The organism is Gaetbulibacter sp. M235 (assembly GCF_043876835.1).
Taxonomy (GTDB): Bacteria; Bacteroidota; Bacteroidia; order Flavobacteriales; family Flavobacteriaceae; genus Yeosuana.
On the sequence record NZ_JBAWJZ010000004.1, the window covers coordinates 184,283 to 200,973 of the forward strand.

General features: G+C 30.4%; 18 protein-coding genes. 4 read left to right on the top strand and 14 right to left on the bottom strand.

Features of this window, described 5'->3' with window-relative positions; all coding sequences use genetic code 11:
* Positions 1-4: 4 nt before the first annotated feature.
* From V8G69_RS08265 to V8G69_RS08280, 4 genes are read right to left on the bottom strand one after another with little or no spacing between them, the layout of a single operon-like run.
* Positions 5-1,219 (bottom strand): NRAMP family divalent metal transporter, encoded by a 1,215-nt coding sequence (locus tag V8G69_RS08265; RefSeq protein WP_394881363.1) that lies wholly within the window; start codon positions 1,217-1,219, stop codon positions 5-7.
* Complete coding sequence (locus tag V8G69_RS08270) at positions 1,219-1,764, bottom strand: RNA polymerase sigma factor (protein WP_394881364.1); 546 nt, start codon at positions 1,762-1,764, stop codon at positions 1,219-1,221. Before V8G69_RS08270 ends, V8G69_RS08265 begins: the two co-directional genes overlap by 1 nt.
* Complete coding sequence (locus V8G69_RS08275) at positions 1,755-2,867, bottom strand: glycosyltransferase (RefSeq protein ID WP_394881365.1); 1,113 nt, start codon at positions 2,865-2,867, stop codon at positions 1,755-1,757. The genes V8G69_RS08270 and V8G69_RS08275 overlap by 10 nt, the downstream gene beginning before the upstream one ends.
* Positions 2,868-2,870: 3 nt before the next feature.
* A complete protein-coding gene (locus V8G69_RS08280) occupies positions 2,871-3,077 on the bottom strand; it encodes a membrane or secreted protein (RefSeq protein ID WP_394881366.1) in 207 nt (68 codons plus the stop codon).
* Between the two features lie 151 nt (positions 3,078-3,228).
* Between V8G69_RS08280 and aqpZ the strand changes: the two genes are divergently transcribed.
* Positions 3,229-3,915 carry an aquaporin Z gene (gene aqpZ, locus V8G69_RS08285; RefSeq protein ID WP_394881367.1) on the top strand — a complete coding sequence of 229 codons (687 nt, stop codon included), beginning with the start codon at positions 3,229-3,231 and terminating at the stop codon, positions 3,913-3,915.
* A 71-nt stretch (positions 3,916-3,986) separates the two neighbouring features.
* Here aqpZ and V8G69_RS08290 read toward each other — a convergent pair whose 3' ends face one another.
* From V8G69_RS08290 to V8G69_RS08305, 4 genes are all read right to left on the bottom strand, one after another.
* Entirely contained in the window at positions 3,987-4,775 is a 789-nt protein-coding gene (locus V8G69_RS08290) for an anti-sigma factor domain-containing protein (protein ID WP_394881368.1), read from the bottom strand.
* Positions 4,776-4,786: 11 nt separating this feature from the next.
* On the bottom strand, positions 4,787-5,317 hold the full coding sequence (locus V8G69_RS08295) for an RNA polymerase sigma factor (RefSeq protein WP_394881369.1): 531 nt from the start codon (positions 5,315-5,317) through the stop codon (positions 4,787-4,789).
* 67 nt (positions 5,318-5,384) lie between these two features.
* Entirely contained in the window at positions 5,385-6,398 is a 1,014-nt protein-coding gene (gene murB, locus V8G69_RS08300; RefSeq protein WP_394881370.1) for a UDP-N-acetylmuramate dehydrogenase, read from the bottom strand.
* On the bottom strand, positions 6,398-7,588 hold the full coding sequence (locus tag V8G69_RS08305) for a pyridoxal phosphate-dependent aminotransferase (protein WP_394881371.1): 1,191 nt from the start codon (positions 7,586-7,588) through the stop codon (positions 6,398-6,400). Before V8G69_RS08305 ends, murB begins: the two co-directional genes overlap by 1 nt.
* Before the next feature lie 128 nt (positions 7,589-7,716).
* Between V8G69_RS08305 and V8G69_RS08310 the strand changes: the two genes are divergently transcribed.
* The gene (locus V8G69_RS08310) at positions 7,717-9,057 is read left to right on the top strand and encodes an aspartyl protease family protein (RefSeq protein ID WP_394881372.1); all 1,341 of its coding nucleotides are present in this window, start codon (positions 7,717-7,719) and stop codon (positions 9,055-9,057) included.
* A gap of 58 nt (positions 9,058-9,115) precedes the next feature.
* Here the strand turns inward: V8G69_RS08310 and V8G69_RS08315 are convergent, their stop codons facing one another.
* A complete protein-coding gene (locus V8G69_RS08315; protein ID WP_394881373.1) occupies positions 9,116-9,541 on the bottom strand; it encodes a DUF1573 domain-containing protein in 426 nt (141 codons plus the stop codon).
* Positions 9,542-9,727: 186 nt separating this feature from the next.
* Here V8G69_RS08315 and V8G69_RS08320 point away from each other — a divergent pair, with 186 nt between their 5' ends.
* Positions 9,728-12,358: a valine--tRNA ligase gene (locus V8G69_RS08320; protein ID WP_394881374.1), complete on the top strand. Its 2,631-nt coding sequence runs from the start codon at positions 9,728-9,730 to the stop codon at positions 12,356-12,358.
* A 45-nt stretch (positions 12,359-12,403) separates the two neighbouring features.
* On the top strand, positions 12,404-13,600 hold the full coding sequence (locus tag V8G69_RS08325; RefSeq protein ID WP_394881375.1) for an NlpC/P60 family protein: 1,197 nt from the start codon (positions 12,404-12,406) through the stop codon (positions 13,598-13,600).
* Positions 13,601-13,628: 28 nt separating this feature from the next.
* Here the strand turns inward: V8G69_RS08325 and V8G69_RS08330 are convergent, their stop codons facing one another.
* The 5 genes from V8G69_RS08330 to V8G69_RS08350 are packed head-to-tail and all read right to left on the bottom strand — an operon-like array spanning position 13,629 to position 16,645.
* Entirely contained in the window at positions 13,629-14,216 is a 588-nt protein-coding gene (locus tag V8G69_RS08330; RefSeq protein WP_394881376.1) for an SET domain-containing protein, read from the bottom strand.
* Between the two features lie 38 nt (positions 14,217-14,254).
* A complete protein-coding gene (locus V8G69_RS08335; RefSeq protein ID WP_394881377.1) occupies positions 14,255-14,521 on the bottom strand; it encodes an acyl-CoA-binding protein in 267 nt (88 codons plus the stop codon).
* A complete protein-coding gene (locus tag V8G69_RS08340) occupies positions 14,514-15,170 on the bottom strand; it encodes a phosphatidylserine decarboxylase family protein (RefSeq protein ID WP_394881378.1) in 657 nt (218 codons plus the stop codon). The genes V8G69_RS08335 and V8G69_RS08340 overlap by 8 nt, the downstream gene beginning before the upstream one ends.
* Positions 15,160-15,981, bottom strand: a complete 822-nt coding sequence (locus tag V8G69_RS08345; RefSeq protein ID WP_394881379.1) for a phosphatidate cytidylyltransferase — start codon at positions 15,979-15,981, stop codon at positions 15,160-15,162. Before V8G69_RS08345 ends, V8G69_RS08340 begins: the two co-directional genes overlap by 11 nt.
* A 55-nt stretch (positions 15,982-16,036) precedes the next feature.
* Positions 16,037-16,645 carry an LUD domain-containing protein gene (locus tag V8G69_RS08350; protein ID WP_394881380.1) on the bottom strand — a complete coding sequence of 203 codons (609 nt, stop codon included), beginning with the start codon at positions 16,643-16,645 and terminating at the stop codon, positions 16,037-16,039.
* Positions 16,646-16,691 lie beyond the last annotated feature (46 nt).

Below are 16,691 nucleotides of genomic sequence, written 5' to 3' on the forward strand. Positions count from 1 at the left end.
AGTCTTATAAAGTTGTAAGATACCAAATGCTAAATGCTATTAAGAAAATAATTCCTAACCAACTTAATATATGTAGTTGTATAGATGGACGCCATTCTTTTGGTGTATGGGCACTTGATATGAGTTTATAATTAATAATGGCATAGAATGGTGCTGTAATGAATGATAATATGGTGGCAATTTTGATAAGCATTCCCATTTCAGAATCTAGAAAGAAAAAGATGCTGATGGTTCCAACGGTTAATGTAAGAATCCATATTAAATAACCATGCTTTGAAGACTTTTTAAATAATAATTCTGTTGTTCTGTCCATTACCCTAGGAGAAGCATCCAATGTAGTAATGGTAGTGCTGAACATGGTGGTGAAAGCAGCAATAGCTATAATGTAATGAGCCCAGTTTCCTAAGCTTTTAGTATACAAATCTATTAATTGACCAGAAAAAATCCCTGCAGAAATGCTAAATGTTTCACCACTATTAAACATTATTAAAGCTCCCAATGCAAGAAATCCAATACCAATAATGATGGTGCTTAGATAACCAATATTAAAGTCAAACAGAGCTGATTTTGTGTTGTATTTTTTAGTGTCTTTGTTCTTTTCAATTGTCCATAAAGATTGCCATACAGAAACATCCAAAGGAGCTGGCATCCAACCCATAAAGGCAATTAAAAAAGCAATTTCCAAACCGCCATTTGGAAGAATTTGTTTGAATGAAAGTGGACTTGAGTTATTTGAAAGTGCCATATAAACGGCTATAATTGTACTAATTGTTAGCGTAAGAACAATTATTTTCATAAGCTTATCTAACAATTTGTATTTGCCTACAACTAGAAGTGATAAACAAATAAAAAGAATTATTACTGTCCAAACTTCTACACTTATAAAACTGCCAAATAGGGTTGAGGCTAGTCCAGCTGTTACAATGGTTACAGCTGTTTGAATTGTGAACATAGTAGCTATATTGAGAATATAGTAAGTCATTAAAACACCTTTGCCTAATTTTTTGTAGCCATCTAGTAAACTTTCGCTCGTTGCTGTTGCATATCTTGGGCCAAATTGAAAAAAAGGATACTTGAATAAATTAACCAATAATAAAGCCCAAAGTAAACCTAAACCAAAATCGGCACCGGCTCTAGTAGATTGTACTAAATGTGATACACCAATTGCCGCACCAGCAAATAATAAACCTGGACCTAAGTTTTTAATTTTGTTAATCATTAAGATTTTTTAATAATTTCTGCAAGTAATTTTTTTGCTCTTAATAATTTAACTTTCACGTTATTCATCGGTTCGTTTAGCTGCTTCGAAATCTCTTTGTAGCTTAATTCTTGAAAGTATCTTAAGTTTATGATTTCTTGATAATGTGGATTCAATTTTTTAATATCACGAAGTAGTTTTGCCAAATTCTGCTCAATTATTAAGGTATCTTCAACCGATGGAGTTTCATCTAAAATTTGAAGTGTTTTTTCTTCATCATCAAAATTTCTTTGAGAAATATAGTTTTTCTCTTTTCTCAATAAATCAATATGAATGTTTTTTGAAATAGTGATAAGCCATGTTTTGAACTTAAAATTGTCATCAAAGGTTTCAATTTTGTCAAAGGCTTTTGAAAATGTTTGAATAGTTATATCTTCTGCATCATTTTCATTTTCTATACGCTTTAATTGAAAACCATAAACGTCATCCCAAAAAGTATCCAACAAATAATTAAATGCTTTCTGGTCATTAAGCTTTGCTCTTTTAATAGCTTCTTTTATTTCCAATGATTTGGTTTTGAAATAAGATTATTTATAAAGATAGTTAATTGTGTAATAATTAAAAAGATTTCTAAAAAAGGAAGGAAGATAAGCGTATCTTTTTCGCCTATTTTTTTTGTTGAAAAACCAATGACAATGTATTGAATGATAAATATAAAGAGAAATAAAGAAAGAACAATTTTCCATTTAAAGGTTAATGCTAGAAGAGTTATAGCCAATATCCAGAAAAACAGTTGAGATACATATAAACTTGCAAGCAGTATTTTGTGTTTTAGTTTATAATAATTTGCCGTTGAAATATGTCTTCTTTTTTGGTTAAACCAATCTTTGAATTTGGTTTCTGGAATGGATTTGGTGAAACTTTCTTGAGAAAAACAAATGGCTGTGTTTTTTGCAGTAGCAATTTGATTAATAAGCAAATCGTCATCACCAGAGCGAACATTCATATGGCTAATAAATCCGTTTGCACTAAAGAATTCACTTTTTTTATAGGCTAAATTTCTACCAACACCCATATATGGTAAACCTATTTTGGCAAATGAAAAATAGTGAATCGCTGTCATTAAAGTTTCAAATCGAATAAGCTTATTCAGAAAAGATTTTTTAATTTTTTTATAGGCTCCATAACCTAAAACAATGGTTTTGGTGTCGTCAAAAAGAGAGCACATTTCAGAAATCCAATGTTCAGAAACAGGTTTGCAATCGGCATCGGTAAATAATAGGTGGTTATGTTTGGCTACTTTTATACCAAGGGTTAATGCATATTTTTTGTTTCCCCAAAAAGCTTCAATGTTTTTTACGTTAACAATTTTTATATTGTCATGTTTACTTGCAAAAGATTCCATAACCTTTAAGGTTTTATCTATTGAAGCATCATTTATTAAAATGATTTCAAAACTTGGATAAACCTGAGAAATTATTGAAGGCAAAAATTTCTTTAAATTTTCAGCTTCATTTTTAGCACAAACAATAACGGATATTGGAAGATTACTCGAACTTCCTTTTTTTGATTTTAGAAATGCGAATTTTCCGAAGATAAAAATGTAAAAAATAACTTGAATACAAACTACAAATACAAAAATGTAGAATACAAAATCAAGCAATATCATAAACTATGCGGAATGTTTAGGCTCATTGCATTCACTAAATTGGTCAGGAGTTTTTCCGCAAAAACCACAAGCCTGACCATCTTTGTTTAGCATTGGATTTTGACTTGCACAAGTTCCCGCAAATTTACCATCTTTTTTTGCCCAAATTTTAATAGCAATTCCAGCTATTCCTAAACCTAACAAAGCGATAGTTATTAAAAGAAGTTTCATTTTAATTATAATTTGTTGCAAAGATAATGCTTTTGAATAAAATACTTGTAAAAATGAACTTTTTGATATTTGTAGTGACTAATAATATTTTTTGTGTCTTAAAAGCAAATAATTCTTATATTTAATATACTAACTATTAAACTTTTAATATATGAAAAAATTATTCGCAGAATTTTTTGGAACATTTTGGCTTGTTTTTGGCGGTTGTGGAAGCGCCATTTTTGCTGCAGGATTTCCTGAACTTGGTATTGGTTTTGCTGGTGTTGCACTGGCATTTGGTTTAACAGTATTAACTATGGCTTTTGCTGTAGGACACATTTCAGGAGGGCATTTTAATCCAGCGGTATCTTTTGGTTTATGGGCAGGAGGGAAGTTTCCAGCCAAAGATTTATTGGGTTATATAATAGCTCAAGTGGTTGGTGCAATTGCTGCCGCCGGAGTGTTGTATTTAATTATATCTGGAAAATCTGATTTTGTTGATATTGGAGGTTTTGCAGCTAATGGATATGGTGAGTTGTCGCCTGGTGGATATTCTATGGCTTCTGCTTTAATAGCTGAATTTGTATTAACAGCGTTTTTCTTATTGGTTATTTTAGGAAGTACCAATGAAAGAGCTCCAAAAGGATTTGCTCCAATAGCTATTGGTTTAGCATTAACCTTAATACACTTAATAAGTATTCCTATAACAAATACTTCTGTAAACCCAGCTAGATCAACTAGTCAGGCGTTATTTGCAGGTGGAGAGTTTACTAGTCAGTTATGGTTATTTTGGTTAGCTCCAATAGCTGGTGCAATTGTAGCTGGATTGATTCATAAAGCACTTTTTGATAAAGAATAAATATTTTCAGAATAAAAAAGAGCCTCATTTTAATTTTAAAATGAGGCTCTTTTTTTATGGATTTTCTTAATTTATTTTAAATGTATTTCTGCTACTGAATTTTCTAGTGAAGCAACTGTATTTCCTCCTTTAGGTTCAATAGTAATATTTAAACCAAGGGCATCTTCGGTATAAGGAATAGCTCTAAGTTGTCTGTCGGTTTCACTTAAAATACCTAAACTCACCATTTTTCCTTGAAGTTCAGCCCAAATTTGATAGCATTGTTCTTCGGGTAATTGTGGTAAAGCTACAACATCAATCATAGATGTTTTTTCTTTAGGGTTTATGTAGGCAACGGTTTTTAAGTTTTTTGCTCTACTATTTCCCTGCATAATGTACTTATAAGTATTAGGGTCGTTAAGCTCTTTAAATTGTTGCATAACGGCATCTAACTTTTTGTTATTGTTTTCAATATCACTTCGTAAATCAAAAATTTCATCAACAACCACTTGGTTTTCTTCTGATAGTTTTTGATTTTTATCATGAAGATAATATGATTGTCCAGCAAAAATTAATGCGGCTATGCTTGCTGCTATACTAAGTTGATGCCACTTTTTATACTTTTTTGTAGTGTTCAATTGTATTACAGGTTTTTCATCAAGCTCTTCTAAAATATTATTCAGAATATTTTTTGGAGCTTCTACAGCATTAGTTTTAGCTACAACTTCTAAATTAAACTGCAAAGTATTATATGCATTTTCTACTTCTGGATGTCTAGCAATATAAGACTCGATTTGTTGAGTTTCTTCAATAGAAGTTCCTCCTAATAGATATTTTTCTAATAGGCCAGAATTTAAAAAAGTAATTATTTTCTCATTCATGACGTTATTTATTAAGGATTGTAAATTTTTTTCAATTCACGTAATCCAATTTTTAATCTTGATTTTATTGTTCCAAGTGGAATATCTAATTCTTCACTTGCTTCTTGTTGTGTCATACCTTCAAAAAACAAGGCGTTTAACACAATTTGGTACTTCTCATCTAAACTACTTAAATGCTTTTGGATGTCTAAAACATCTTGATTCAATTCGTTTGATGTTATTCTATATACGGATGAGGTTTCAATCTGGACTTCGTTAGTATTCTTATTTTTTAATGATCTAACCTTGTCAATAGCTGTATTGTAAGCTATTCTATAAAGCCATGTGAATAATTTTGCTTTACCAGGGTCATATTTTTTGGAGTTTTTCCAGATTTTAACAAAACTTTCTTGTAAAACATCTTGAGCTATTTCCTCATTTGTAATTATTTTTAAAATAACGCCATAAATGGCATCAGCATAATATTCATAAAGTAAATTAATGGCTTTTTTATCGCCATTTTTTAGTAAGCTAACAATTTCGTTTTCTATTGGTGAAATCAAGATAATTTAGTTTGGTTAGTGAATATTAAGATGTTTAATGAAATCAAATTTAGATATTTCTTTTAAATTATAAGATATTTACTTCAGCTTCTATAGAAACATTGAAAAGTCGCAATACAGTTTTTTGAATTAATTTTGAAAGGTTTAATATATCAGACCCTTTTGCATTCCCGTAATTCACTAAAACCAGAGCTTGGTTTTTATGCACACCATAATCACCAAACCTTTTCCCTTTAAAACCTGTTTTCTCGATAAGCCATCCGGCAGGTATTTTTACTTCATTTTCTGAAACTGAATAACTTGGAGCATCGGGGAAATTTTGCAAAATGGTTTCGAATTCATTTTTAGAAACAACAGGGTTTTTAAAAAAACTACCACTATTTCCAATTTCTTTTGGGTTAGGTAATTTGCTTTCTCTAATAGAAATAACAGCCTTTGAAATATCTTGAATAGTTGGATTTGTAATCCCCATTGATTCTAATTCAGATGTAATGGTGCCGTAATTTACGTTTAATTTATGATTATTCTTTGTAAATTTAAAGGTAACACTTGTAATAATATATTTTCCCTTTTCTTGTTGTTTGAAAATAGAATCCCTGTACCCAAAATTACAATCTGATTTTAAAAACGTATGGGTTTCAAGAGTCTCTATAGACAAAGCTTCACAGGAAACAAAACTATCTTTCAACTCTACACCATAAGCACCAATATTTTGAATTGGAGCAGTTCCAACATTTCCGGGTATTAAAGATAAATTTTCAATACCACCAAAATCTTTGTTCATGCACCAAAGTACAAACTGATGCCAATTTTCACCAGCATTTGCTTTTACAAACACAAAATCTTCATCTTCGGAGATGATTTCAATTCCTTTTAGGTTTACATGAATAACTAATTTGTCCTGATTTTTTGTTAGCAACATATTACTGCCACCACCTAAAATAAGCTTGTTTGGATAGTCTTTTGTAGACAAAGTATCTTTTAGCTCTTTAATATTTGATACTGAAACAAAGTATTTAGCTAAAACATCAATTCCAAAAGTGTTATATGGTTTTAGAGATATGTTATTTTGAATTTGCATTAATCTTTATAAACTTTTAAAGCTTGTTTAATAATATTTACGGCTTTTATTAAACTTTCTTTTTTAAGTACGTATGCAATTCTAATTTGGTTTAGACCAACACCAGGTGTTGAATAAAATCCTGCTGCAGGTGCAACCATAACGGTTTCTCCATTTAGATCAAAATGTTCTAAAAGCCATTGAGCAAAGTCATCCGAATTTTTAACAGGCAACTCAACAATGCAGTAAAATGCACCTTTTGGTTCAGCAACTTTTACACCGTCAATCTTTTTAAGTTCTGCCATTAAAATGTTTCTTCTTTCTACATATTCTTTAATAACATCATCAAAATAGCTTTGAGGTGTTTCAAGAGCAGCTTCACTTGCTATTTGGGCAAAAGTTGGTGGACTAAGTCTAGCTTGGGCAAATTTTAAAGCAGTTTGAATAACAGCTTTGTTTTTAGAAACAATACACCCAATTCTTGCACCACACATGCTATAACGTTTTGAAACAGAATCAATCATAATGGCATGTTCCTCTAATCCAGCTTCCTGCATAATGGAATAATGCGTATGGCCATCATAAGCAAATTCTCTATAAACTTCGTCTGCAATTAAAAACAAGTCATGTTTTTTTACAATAGCAGCTAGTTTTTTTATTTCATCAACAGAATATAAATAACCAGTTGGATTTCCTGGGTTACAAATTAAGATAGCTTTAGTTTTTGGAGTGATAAGTTTTTCAAATTCTTCAATTGGAGGTAAAGCAAAATTATTTTCAATTTTTGAAATCACAGGAACAATATTTATTCCAGATGCTGTTGAAAACCCATTGTAATTTGCATAAAATGGTTCAGGAATAATAATCTCATCGTCTGTATCCATAATACTACCAAAAGCAAATAGCAAAGCTTCGCTTCCTCCAGTTGTTACAATAATATCGTTATGAGTTACATTAATATCTTTTTTTGAATAGTAAGCAGCTATTTTGTTTCTATATGTTTCAGAACCCTCAGATCTTGAATAAGCTAATACTTCTAGGGTATTTTCTTTTACCGCTTTTAGAGCTATTTCAGGTGTTTTAATATCTGGCTGTCCAATGTTTAAATAATAAATCTGTTTTCCGTTTTTAACTGCTTGTTCTGCATATGGTACCAACTTTCGTATTGGTGATTGAGGCATCAGTTGCCCTTTATTAGATATTTTTGGCATTTTAAATTAAATTATAGGCTACAAAGTTGAGAAAATTATCTTAAAGTTTATTTAAAATAAAGGCATATTTGAATTAAGTGGCAAAAGGATTTGTAAATTGATAACTTAAAGTTAAAACTCTTGTTTTTATGAAAAAAATATTAAGCATATTGTTATTACTATTTTGCTTAAATAGCTTTGCATTTTATCAAGGAAAGTTTACTATTCAAAATAAAAATAAATCTGATAAAGTTGATTTTCAGCTAATCAATAATTTAATTATAATACCAGTTGAAGTCAACGGAATTAAATTATCTTTTATATTAGATACTGGTGTTAGCAAAACTATTATTTTTAATTATTTAAATATATCAGATTCTTTAAAAATTAAAGATCCAGAGCCTATTTATTTAAGAGGTTTGGGAGATGGAGAATCTGTTGAGGCTTTAAAATCAAAAAATAATATTTTTGAGATAGGAGACGCCACAAATTTCAATCAAGATTTATTCGCAGTATTTAACGAAAAGATAAATTTTGCCCCAAGATTAGGAATTCCTATTCATGGCATTGTAGGCTATGATTTATTTAAAGATTTAGTGGTAGAGATTAATTATTCAAATAAGTATATAAGGTTAACCGAACCAAAAAAATTTAACTATAAAAAATGTAAAAAGTGTGAAACTCTTAATTTAGAGTTTTACAATAATAAACCATACCTTAATGCTTCTGTTAAAATTGAAAATAGAGATATACCAATAAAATTACTCATAGATTCTGGTGGTAGTGATGCCTTATGGTTATTCGAAGACGAAACTTTAGGAATTAAGCATAGCAATAAATATTTTACTGATTTTCTGGGTCATGGTTTAAGTGGAAGTGTCTACGGAAAGCGTTCAAAAATAGATGAATTTTCGTTAAAAGGCTTTGTGCTTAAAAATGCAAATGTGGCATTTCCTGATTCTACTTCAATTTCTTTTGCCAAACAATTTAAAGAAAGGAATGGAAGTTTGGCAGGCAACATTTTAAAAAGATTTAATATGATAGTAAATTACCAGATGGCAACATTAACTATCAAAAAGAATAGTCTTTTTAAACATGATTTTAGTTATAATAAAAGTGGTATCGAGTTAGCTCATAATGGTGTAAGATTAGTTAAGGAGGTTGATAATAAAATAGTTCAAGATAAGGGTGATTTGGTTAATGACACTAGTAGCAAAACATATAGAATTGTCTTTGATGCTAGTTACAAATTTACTTTAAAGCCAGTTTATACTATTGTAGAAATTAGAGAGAACTCCCCAGCGTTTAAGGCAGGTTTAGAAGTAGGTGATCTTGTTTTAAGTATTAACGGAAAAATAGCTCATCAATATACCTTACAAGACTTAATGCAAAAATTTTATGATAAAGAAGGTACAAGAATAAAACTTTCTATAGAACGAGATGGAAAAGTGTTTGCTGTCTACTTCAATCTAGAAAATTTGTTTGAATGAAAAAGGGGTCTAAACATAAATTTGTTTAGGCCCCTTTTTTGATTTTCTTTAATAGATATTACTGCTCAACAACACTTTTATCCTTCTTTTCTAGTACACTTTCTTTGTTAGAATCAATAACTTCACCTTTTATTTTTAAGGCAACAGTAGGTGTATTAGCATTTGAAATAACAGTTATTGTTTTTCTAATAGGATTTACTCTATTAGTATCATATTTCACTTGAATCTCACCTCTTTGTCCAGGCAAAATAGGTTCTTTAGACCATTTTGGAACAGTACACCCACAGCTAGAAGTTACTTTTGACACAATTAAAGGAGCATCTCCTGTATTAGTAAATTCAAAAACCCTTAAACCATCAGAGCCTTTTTCTATAGTTCCATAATCTACAGTATCAGTCTTAAACTCAATCTTAGCTACTTTTTCTTGAGCGTTTATTGATAAGCTGATTAAACCTATAAATAAAATAGTAATTATTTTTTTCATCATAAAAATTTTAGAATGTTAGTAAACATACTTACTTTTTCCACAATCTGCAAAAAAAATAGATGAAATGCATATTTGTTAACGCTTTTTATCAACATCATTTTTTGTCAATAGTAAATATTGGCTTTCACAGAAAAAGAAATATAAGTACTTTTGCAAATCAATATTCAAAAACTATTCCAAAGTATGCAAATTCCATCTAAATACGATGCAAGTCAGGTAGAAAGTAAATGGTATGATTACTGGATGAAGCATAATTATTTTCATTCAGAACCAGATGAAAGAGAACCATATACTATTGTAATCCCTCCACCAAATGTGACGGGCGTATTGCATATGGGACACATGCTTAACAATACCATTCAAGATGTATTGATTCGCCGTGCACGTTTGCAAGGTAAAAACGCTTGTTGGGTGCCTGGTACAGACCATGCGTCTATTGCAACGGAGGCTAAAGTAGTAGCTAAGCTTAAAGAACAGGGTATAGATAAAAATAATTTATCACGTGATGAGTTTTTAAAGCATGCTTGGGATTGGACACATGAATATGGGGGCGTAATTCTTGAGCAATTAAAAAAACTTGGTTGTTCATGTGATTGGGACAGAACCAAATTCACTATGGATGACGACATGAGTGAAGCGGTTATTAAAGTGTTTGTTGATTTGTACAACAAAGGCTTGATTTACCGTGGTTATCGTATGGTCAATTGGGATCCGGAAGCTAAAACAACACTTTCTGATGAAGAAGTTATTTATGAAGAAAAACAAGGTTTATTATACTATATAAAATATCAAGTAGAAGGGACTAATGAAAGTTTAACTATTGCAACTACGCGTCCAGAAACTATTTTTGGTGATACTGCCATTTGTATCAACCCAAATGATGACCGTTTTAAACATCTTAAAGGAAAAAAGGCTATTGTGCCAATTTGTAATAGAGTGATTCCAATTATTGAGGATGAATATGTTGATATGGAATTTGGTACAGGTTGTTTAAAAGTAACACCAGCGCATGATGAAAATGATAAGGTTTTAGGAGAGAAACACAATCTTCAAGTAATCGATATTTTTAACGCAGATGCTACTTTAAATAGTTTTGGACTGCATTACGAAGGTAAAGATCGTTTTGTAGCAAGAAAGGAAATTCAAAAAGAAATAGAGGAAAATGGTCAATTGGTTAAAACAGAGAACTATATAAATAAAGTTGGAACCAGCGAAAGAACCAAAGCTGTAATTGAGCCTCGATTATCAGATCAGTGGTTTCTTAAAATGGAAGATTTGGTAAAACCTGCTATTAAAGCAGTTTTAGAAGATGGTGAGGTAAAATTGTTCCCTAAAAAGTTTGAAAACACGTATCGTCATTGGATGGAAAACATCCGCGACTGGAATATTTCGCGTCAGTTATTATGGGGTCAACAAATTCCTGCCTATTATTATGGCGATGGAAAGGAAGATTTTGTAGTGGCAGAAAACCTTGAAGATGCTTTAAAACTAGCAAAAGAAAAATCTAATAACCAAAACTTAGCTAGTTCAAACCTAGTTCAAGATTCGGATGCCTTAGATACTTGGTTTTCGTCTTGGTTATGGCCAATAAGTGTTTTTGATGGTATTAGAAATCCTGAAAATAAAGAAATTCAATATTATTATCCAACCAATGATTTAGTAACCGGACCAGATATTTTGTTTTTTTGGGTTGCCAGAATGATTATTGCTGGATACGAATACAGAGATGAAAAACCATTTCAAAATGTATATTTAACTGGTTTAGTGCGAGACAAACAACGTAGAAAAATGAGTAAATCATTAGGAAATTCTCCTGATGCATTAAAACTTATTGAAGAGTTTGGAGCTGATGGAGTTAGGGTTGGGTTGTTGTTGAGTTCTGCTGCCGGAAATGATTTGTTATTTGACGAAGTTTTATGCCAACAAGGAAAAGGTTTTGCCAACAAAATCTGGAATGCATTCAGACTAATTCAAGGTTGGGAAATAGCCGATATTGAACAACCAGAATCTTCAAAAATTGCAATAGAATGGTTCGAAGCCAAGTTTCAGGAAACATTAGTGGTGATTGAAGATCATTTTAGAAAATACCGAATCAGTGATGCGTTAATGGAAACCTATAAGTTAATCTGGAATGATTTCTGTTCATGGTTTTTAGAAATGATAAAACCAGAATATCAAAAGCCTATTGATAGAGTTACCTATAAAGCTGCGATTTCTATTTTGGAAAATAATTTGAAGATTCTACATCCATTTATGCCATTTTTAACAGAAGATATTTGGCAATATATTTCAGAAAGAACTCCACAAGAAGCTTTAATTGTTTCTAAATGGCCAAAATTTAGCAACTATGACAAAAATCTAATTTCTGAATTTGATTTAGCTTCAGGTGTAGTCTCAGGTATTAGAAATATAAGAAAAGAAAAAAATATTCCTTTTAAAGATACCATTCGGTTTTCTGTAATTAATAATGAAAATACTGCATCAACTTTTGATGAGGTCATTATTAAATTGGGTAATTTAGAATCTATCAATTACACAACCAATCCAGTTGATGGCGCTTTAACTTTCAGGGTAAAATCAAACGAATATTTTATTCCAATGGTTGGTGCAATTGATGTTGAAGCTGAAATTAAAAAACTTACTGATGAGTTAAATTATACCGAAGGCTTTTTAAAATCGGTTCAAAAGAAACTTTCTAACGAACGATTTGTTGCTGGTGCTCCTGAGCAAGTTATTACAAATGAACGAAATAAGGAAGCAGATGCTTTAGCGAAAATTGAAACTATTAAAGCTAGCTTAGCAAGTTTGAAATAAATTAATTGGACTTTTATTTAAGCTCAATTCTTAATAAATTTTAAAATGAATAAAAACATTCTGAAGATAATTTTAATATGTTTCGGGCTATTTTTTTTAGCGGCTTGTAAACATAATGCAGAAAAAGTAGATTTATTAAGTGGTAAATTAGAAGCAATTAAGGTTAAATATGCTCCAGACAAAAGAGTGGCTTTGTTTAATGTGGAATTTGAAAAAGAAAAAGAAACATATCTTTTAAAAGGTGAAAGTGATTTACCTGAAGCCGTTGCCGATTTAAAAGAGAAGCTAAAAGCCGAGAATATCAATTTTATTGATAGTATTCATATACTGCCTTCAAAAAACTTAAATGGTAAAACCTTTGGCTTGGTTACCATTTCTGTGGCTAACTTAAGAAGTAATCCAAAACATTCCGCAGAATTAGCAACACAGGCAACATTAGGCACACCAGTTAAAGTACTTAAAAAAGAGGGAAATTGGTCATTAATTCAAACACCAGACAAATACTTGGCTTGGGTAGATGATGGAGGTATTATACCAATGTCATCTGAAGAAATGTCAACATGGAAATCTCACCCTAAAATTATTTACACAAATATTGTTGGTAGCACTTATTCAGAACCAGATAGTCAATCTCAAGTAGTTTCTGATATTGTCGCTGGTAGTATTTTAGAGCTTTTAGAGGAAGAAAAAGATTTTTTTAAGGTAAAATATCCAGATGATAGAATTGCTTTTGTAATTAAAAATGAAGCGCAATTATATGATGATTGGTTGAAAAACACCAAACCAACAGCAGAATCTTTAATTGCTACATCAAAAAAACTGATGGGATTGCCATATTTATGGGGAGGAACATCAACAAAAGGAGTAGATTGTAGTGGTTTTACAAAAACAGTTTATTTTTTAAATGGCATGGTAATTCCAAGAGATGCTTCACAACAAGTTAATACGGGTCAATTAACTGATGAAACCAAAAAATTTGATCAATTGCAACCCGGAGATTTATTATTTTTTGGTAGAAAAGCGACCGATTCTACTATCGAAAAAGTCGTTCATGTTGGTATGTGGATTGGTAACAATGAGTTTATTCACTCTTCAGGAAAGGTAAGAATTAGCAGCATTGATAAGAATTCTCCAAACTTTGATTCTGATAATTTAAATAGATATTTGCGTTCAAAAAGAATAATAAATAGTGAAGATGATGCGTTGCTAAATTTAATAAAAACACCAGTTTTTAAAGATTGAGAAATTAAAATAGTTTTATCAGAGAATTCTATTTTTCTGAATAGAAGTTATTAATAATAGATTCCATCTCTTTCTTCTTTTCAGAAATTGCAATAATTTCATTCCAAATATCTTCAGAGATCAATGGTTTTAAGGGTTGCTCAAGTTTTGGTATTTTATAAAAAACTTTAAGCAGTTTTTTATCCCATATTTTTGAATATTTCAATAAGTCATCAGGATATACTACTTTTCTTTTAGTGCCTTCATCAATGCCTCTAAATGGCTTAGAAACATTTAAGTAGCCATAATCATCTGTTAATTGTTCTCCTGGATGAATGTCTCTTATAGCAATTTCAAAATCATAAGCAGTGCTAAGACAATTTGAGTTAAAACTATGATTTACAAAACGCCCATTGTCCCAACAAAGCACTAAGTTTCCGTTATTATTCCTAAAGGTATAAGTGTCTAAAATATCTTGATAAATACTATCCATAGCTTGAAAATCCATAGGACTAAATTCTCTGTCTAGCTTGTCTAACGCCCAAGTAATAGTTCCTGCTGCAATAAATTCTGTAGCAACAACACCATACCCAATGTCGTTGTTTATAAATTTAAGTTCAGTTTTTGGGTGAATCATACACGATATGTTTTATTGAATTTTACTGGAAATAAAAACTATTTTCTGTAAAGAAAATAATTATTCACTAACTCAATGTAAGCGGTTTTGGCTTCATCTGGAGTAATATCTTTAATTTGAAATAAAGCATTGGTTTTGAAGGCATTTATTATAGGTTTTTTACTTCCAGGTCTGCTATAATTATTTGTGGCCTTTTTATAATAAGCGTATAATCGTAGTAAAAAATCGGCAGGAAAAGGTTCTGTGTGCTCATTAACACGATTAACAGCCTCTTGAAATTCTTTATCTAAATCTTTACTAGTCATTAATTTCAGCAATAACACTTTCTCCACCACGAACTTTTTGGTTCAACTCTACTTTTATTTCAGTGTTTAAAGGTAAAAATAAATCTACTCTTGAACCAAATTTTATAAAACCTGAATCTGTGCCTTGAGTAACTTGATCATTGTTTTTTGCATAATTAACAATGCGTTTTGCTAAGGCTCCTGCTATTTGTCTGTATAATACTTTTCCGTAAGTTTTGTTTTCAACCACTACAGTTGTTCGTTCATTTTCTTCGCTTGCTTTTGGATGCCATGCAACCAAGTATTTTCCAGGGTGGTATTTGCTAAATATCACATTTCCACTAATTGGATAACGTGTTACATGCACATTTATTGGAGACATAAATACGCTAACTTGTAGTCTTTTTTCTTTAAAATATTCTTTTTCAAACACTTCTTCAATAACTACAACTTTTCCGTCAACTGGCGAAATAACTTGCTTATCATTAAGAACTGTGTTTCTTTTAGGGTTTCTAAAAAATTGAAGTATAAGTATTAAAAAACCGAAAAATACAAACCATAAACAGTTTTGAAGCCATGTTATATGGATAAACTTATCAATAAGCAGAAATGAAACTATAACAAATATAAATGTTGTAAATATGATTTTATGTCCTTCTTTATGAAACATATAGTGTAATTCTTAAAAATAAATATATAAATGGTGCAGCGAAAATAATACTGTCTAAACGGTCTAATAAACCTCCATGACCAGGCATAATCATTCCACTGTCTTTAACATTTGCTTGCCTTTTAAACTTCGATTCTATTAGGTCTCCTAAAGTCCCAAAAACACTAATAATGATACTTAATATTAGCCAATTTGTAAAGCTTAAACTTTCTGTAAAGGTAGCAATAAAATAACTAGCAAGGCATGAAAAAAACAACCCGCCCAAGAAACCTTCGACAGTTTTTTTTGGAGAAATTTTTTCAAATAATTTTTGCTTTCCAAAGTTCTTACCAACTAAATAGGCAAACGTATCATTAACCCAAATTAATATAAAAGAGCCTAATAATATACTGGGATTGTATGGTTTAAAGTAGTTTGCAATTAAAATCAAAAAAACGAAAGAGCTAGAAATATAAAAGGTAGTGAGTATAAATCGCTTTGAGATAAATAATGGAATGGTCTTTTCTGAAAACAAGTCTTTTATTAAAAACAATTCAACAAATATGGTTATAACCATGAGAATTTGTGTGGCTTCATCTAATCCTTTAGTTGCATTTATGTTAAGTTGTGTGTATCCAAAAACAAAAAACAGTGCTATAAATATGAAATACGGAATGATGCTTTTTAATTGAATAAGTTTATTGAATTCAAATAAACATATAATTCCAAAAACAAAAAATAAAGCAATTAAAGTTTGTAAATTATAGAGCGAAGCAATTAAAAGCAAAACATAAAACAGACCAGAAAGTGCTCTAATTAAAATATCTTTCATTTGAAGTGATTTGTTTTATTGTGCCGGTTTGCGAATTGTAATGCAATATTAATAATTAAAGATCTTCAAGAAGCAACAAATATAAATTTTTTGAGCTACTTCCATAGCTTAAAAAGTCTTTTTCGTCTGAAGATTTAAAATGTTTAATGGTAGTAATGTTTGTAGGTATTTTTTGTTTGTTTTTATTTTTTATACCACGCAGGCCTTCTCCAATATTTTCAACTATTTGACTAGTTGTTGCAAATACAATAAAGTTTGCAGGAAGTTCTGTAAGCTTTTTTTCTGCAATTTGATTTGAACAAATAAGTAATGAACCATCATTAGCAATTAGGTTTTCACAAGTGGTAATAAAAATTGTTGAATCACTTAATTTGTCGGTCACAATTAAACCTGTTTCTTTAAATCTGCTTTTTAAATTTTTATCAAAAAAAAATGTCTTTTTATCTTCCCATTTATTTTCTTGAACGATGTTTTCTAAGCTTTCAAAAATTTCATCCAAATCTTCGCAATACAGAAACTTACCACCATTAGCTTTAAAGTTTATGGTAAACTTTTCATCTATTGGTAATTTAATTTCCGGCATGTATTTACCACGCTCACTAGATTTTAATTCTTCTTCTTTTTTATCAGATATAGAACCAAATATTTTTCTAAAAAGACTCATTCAGGTATTGCTATTAACTCAGTTTTCTTTCGAGTTTTTCAAATAT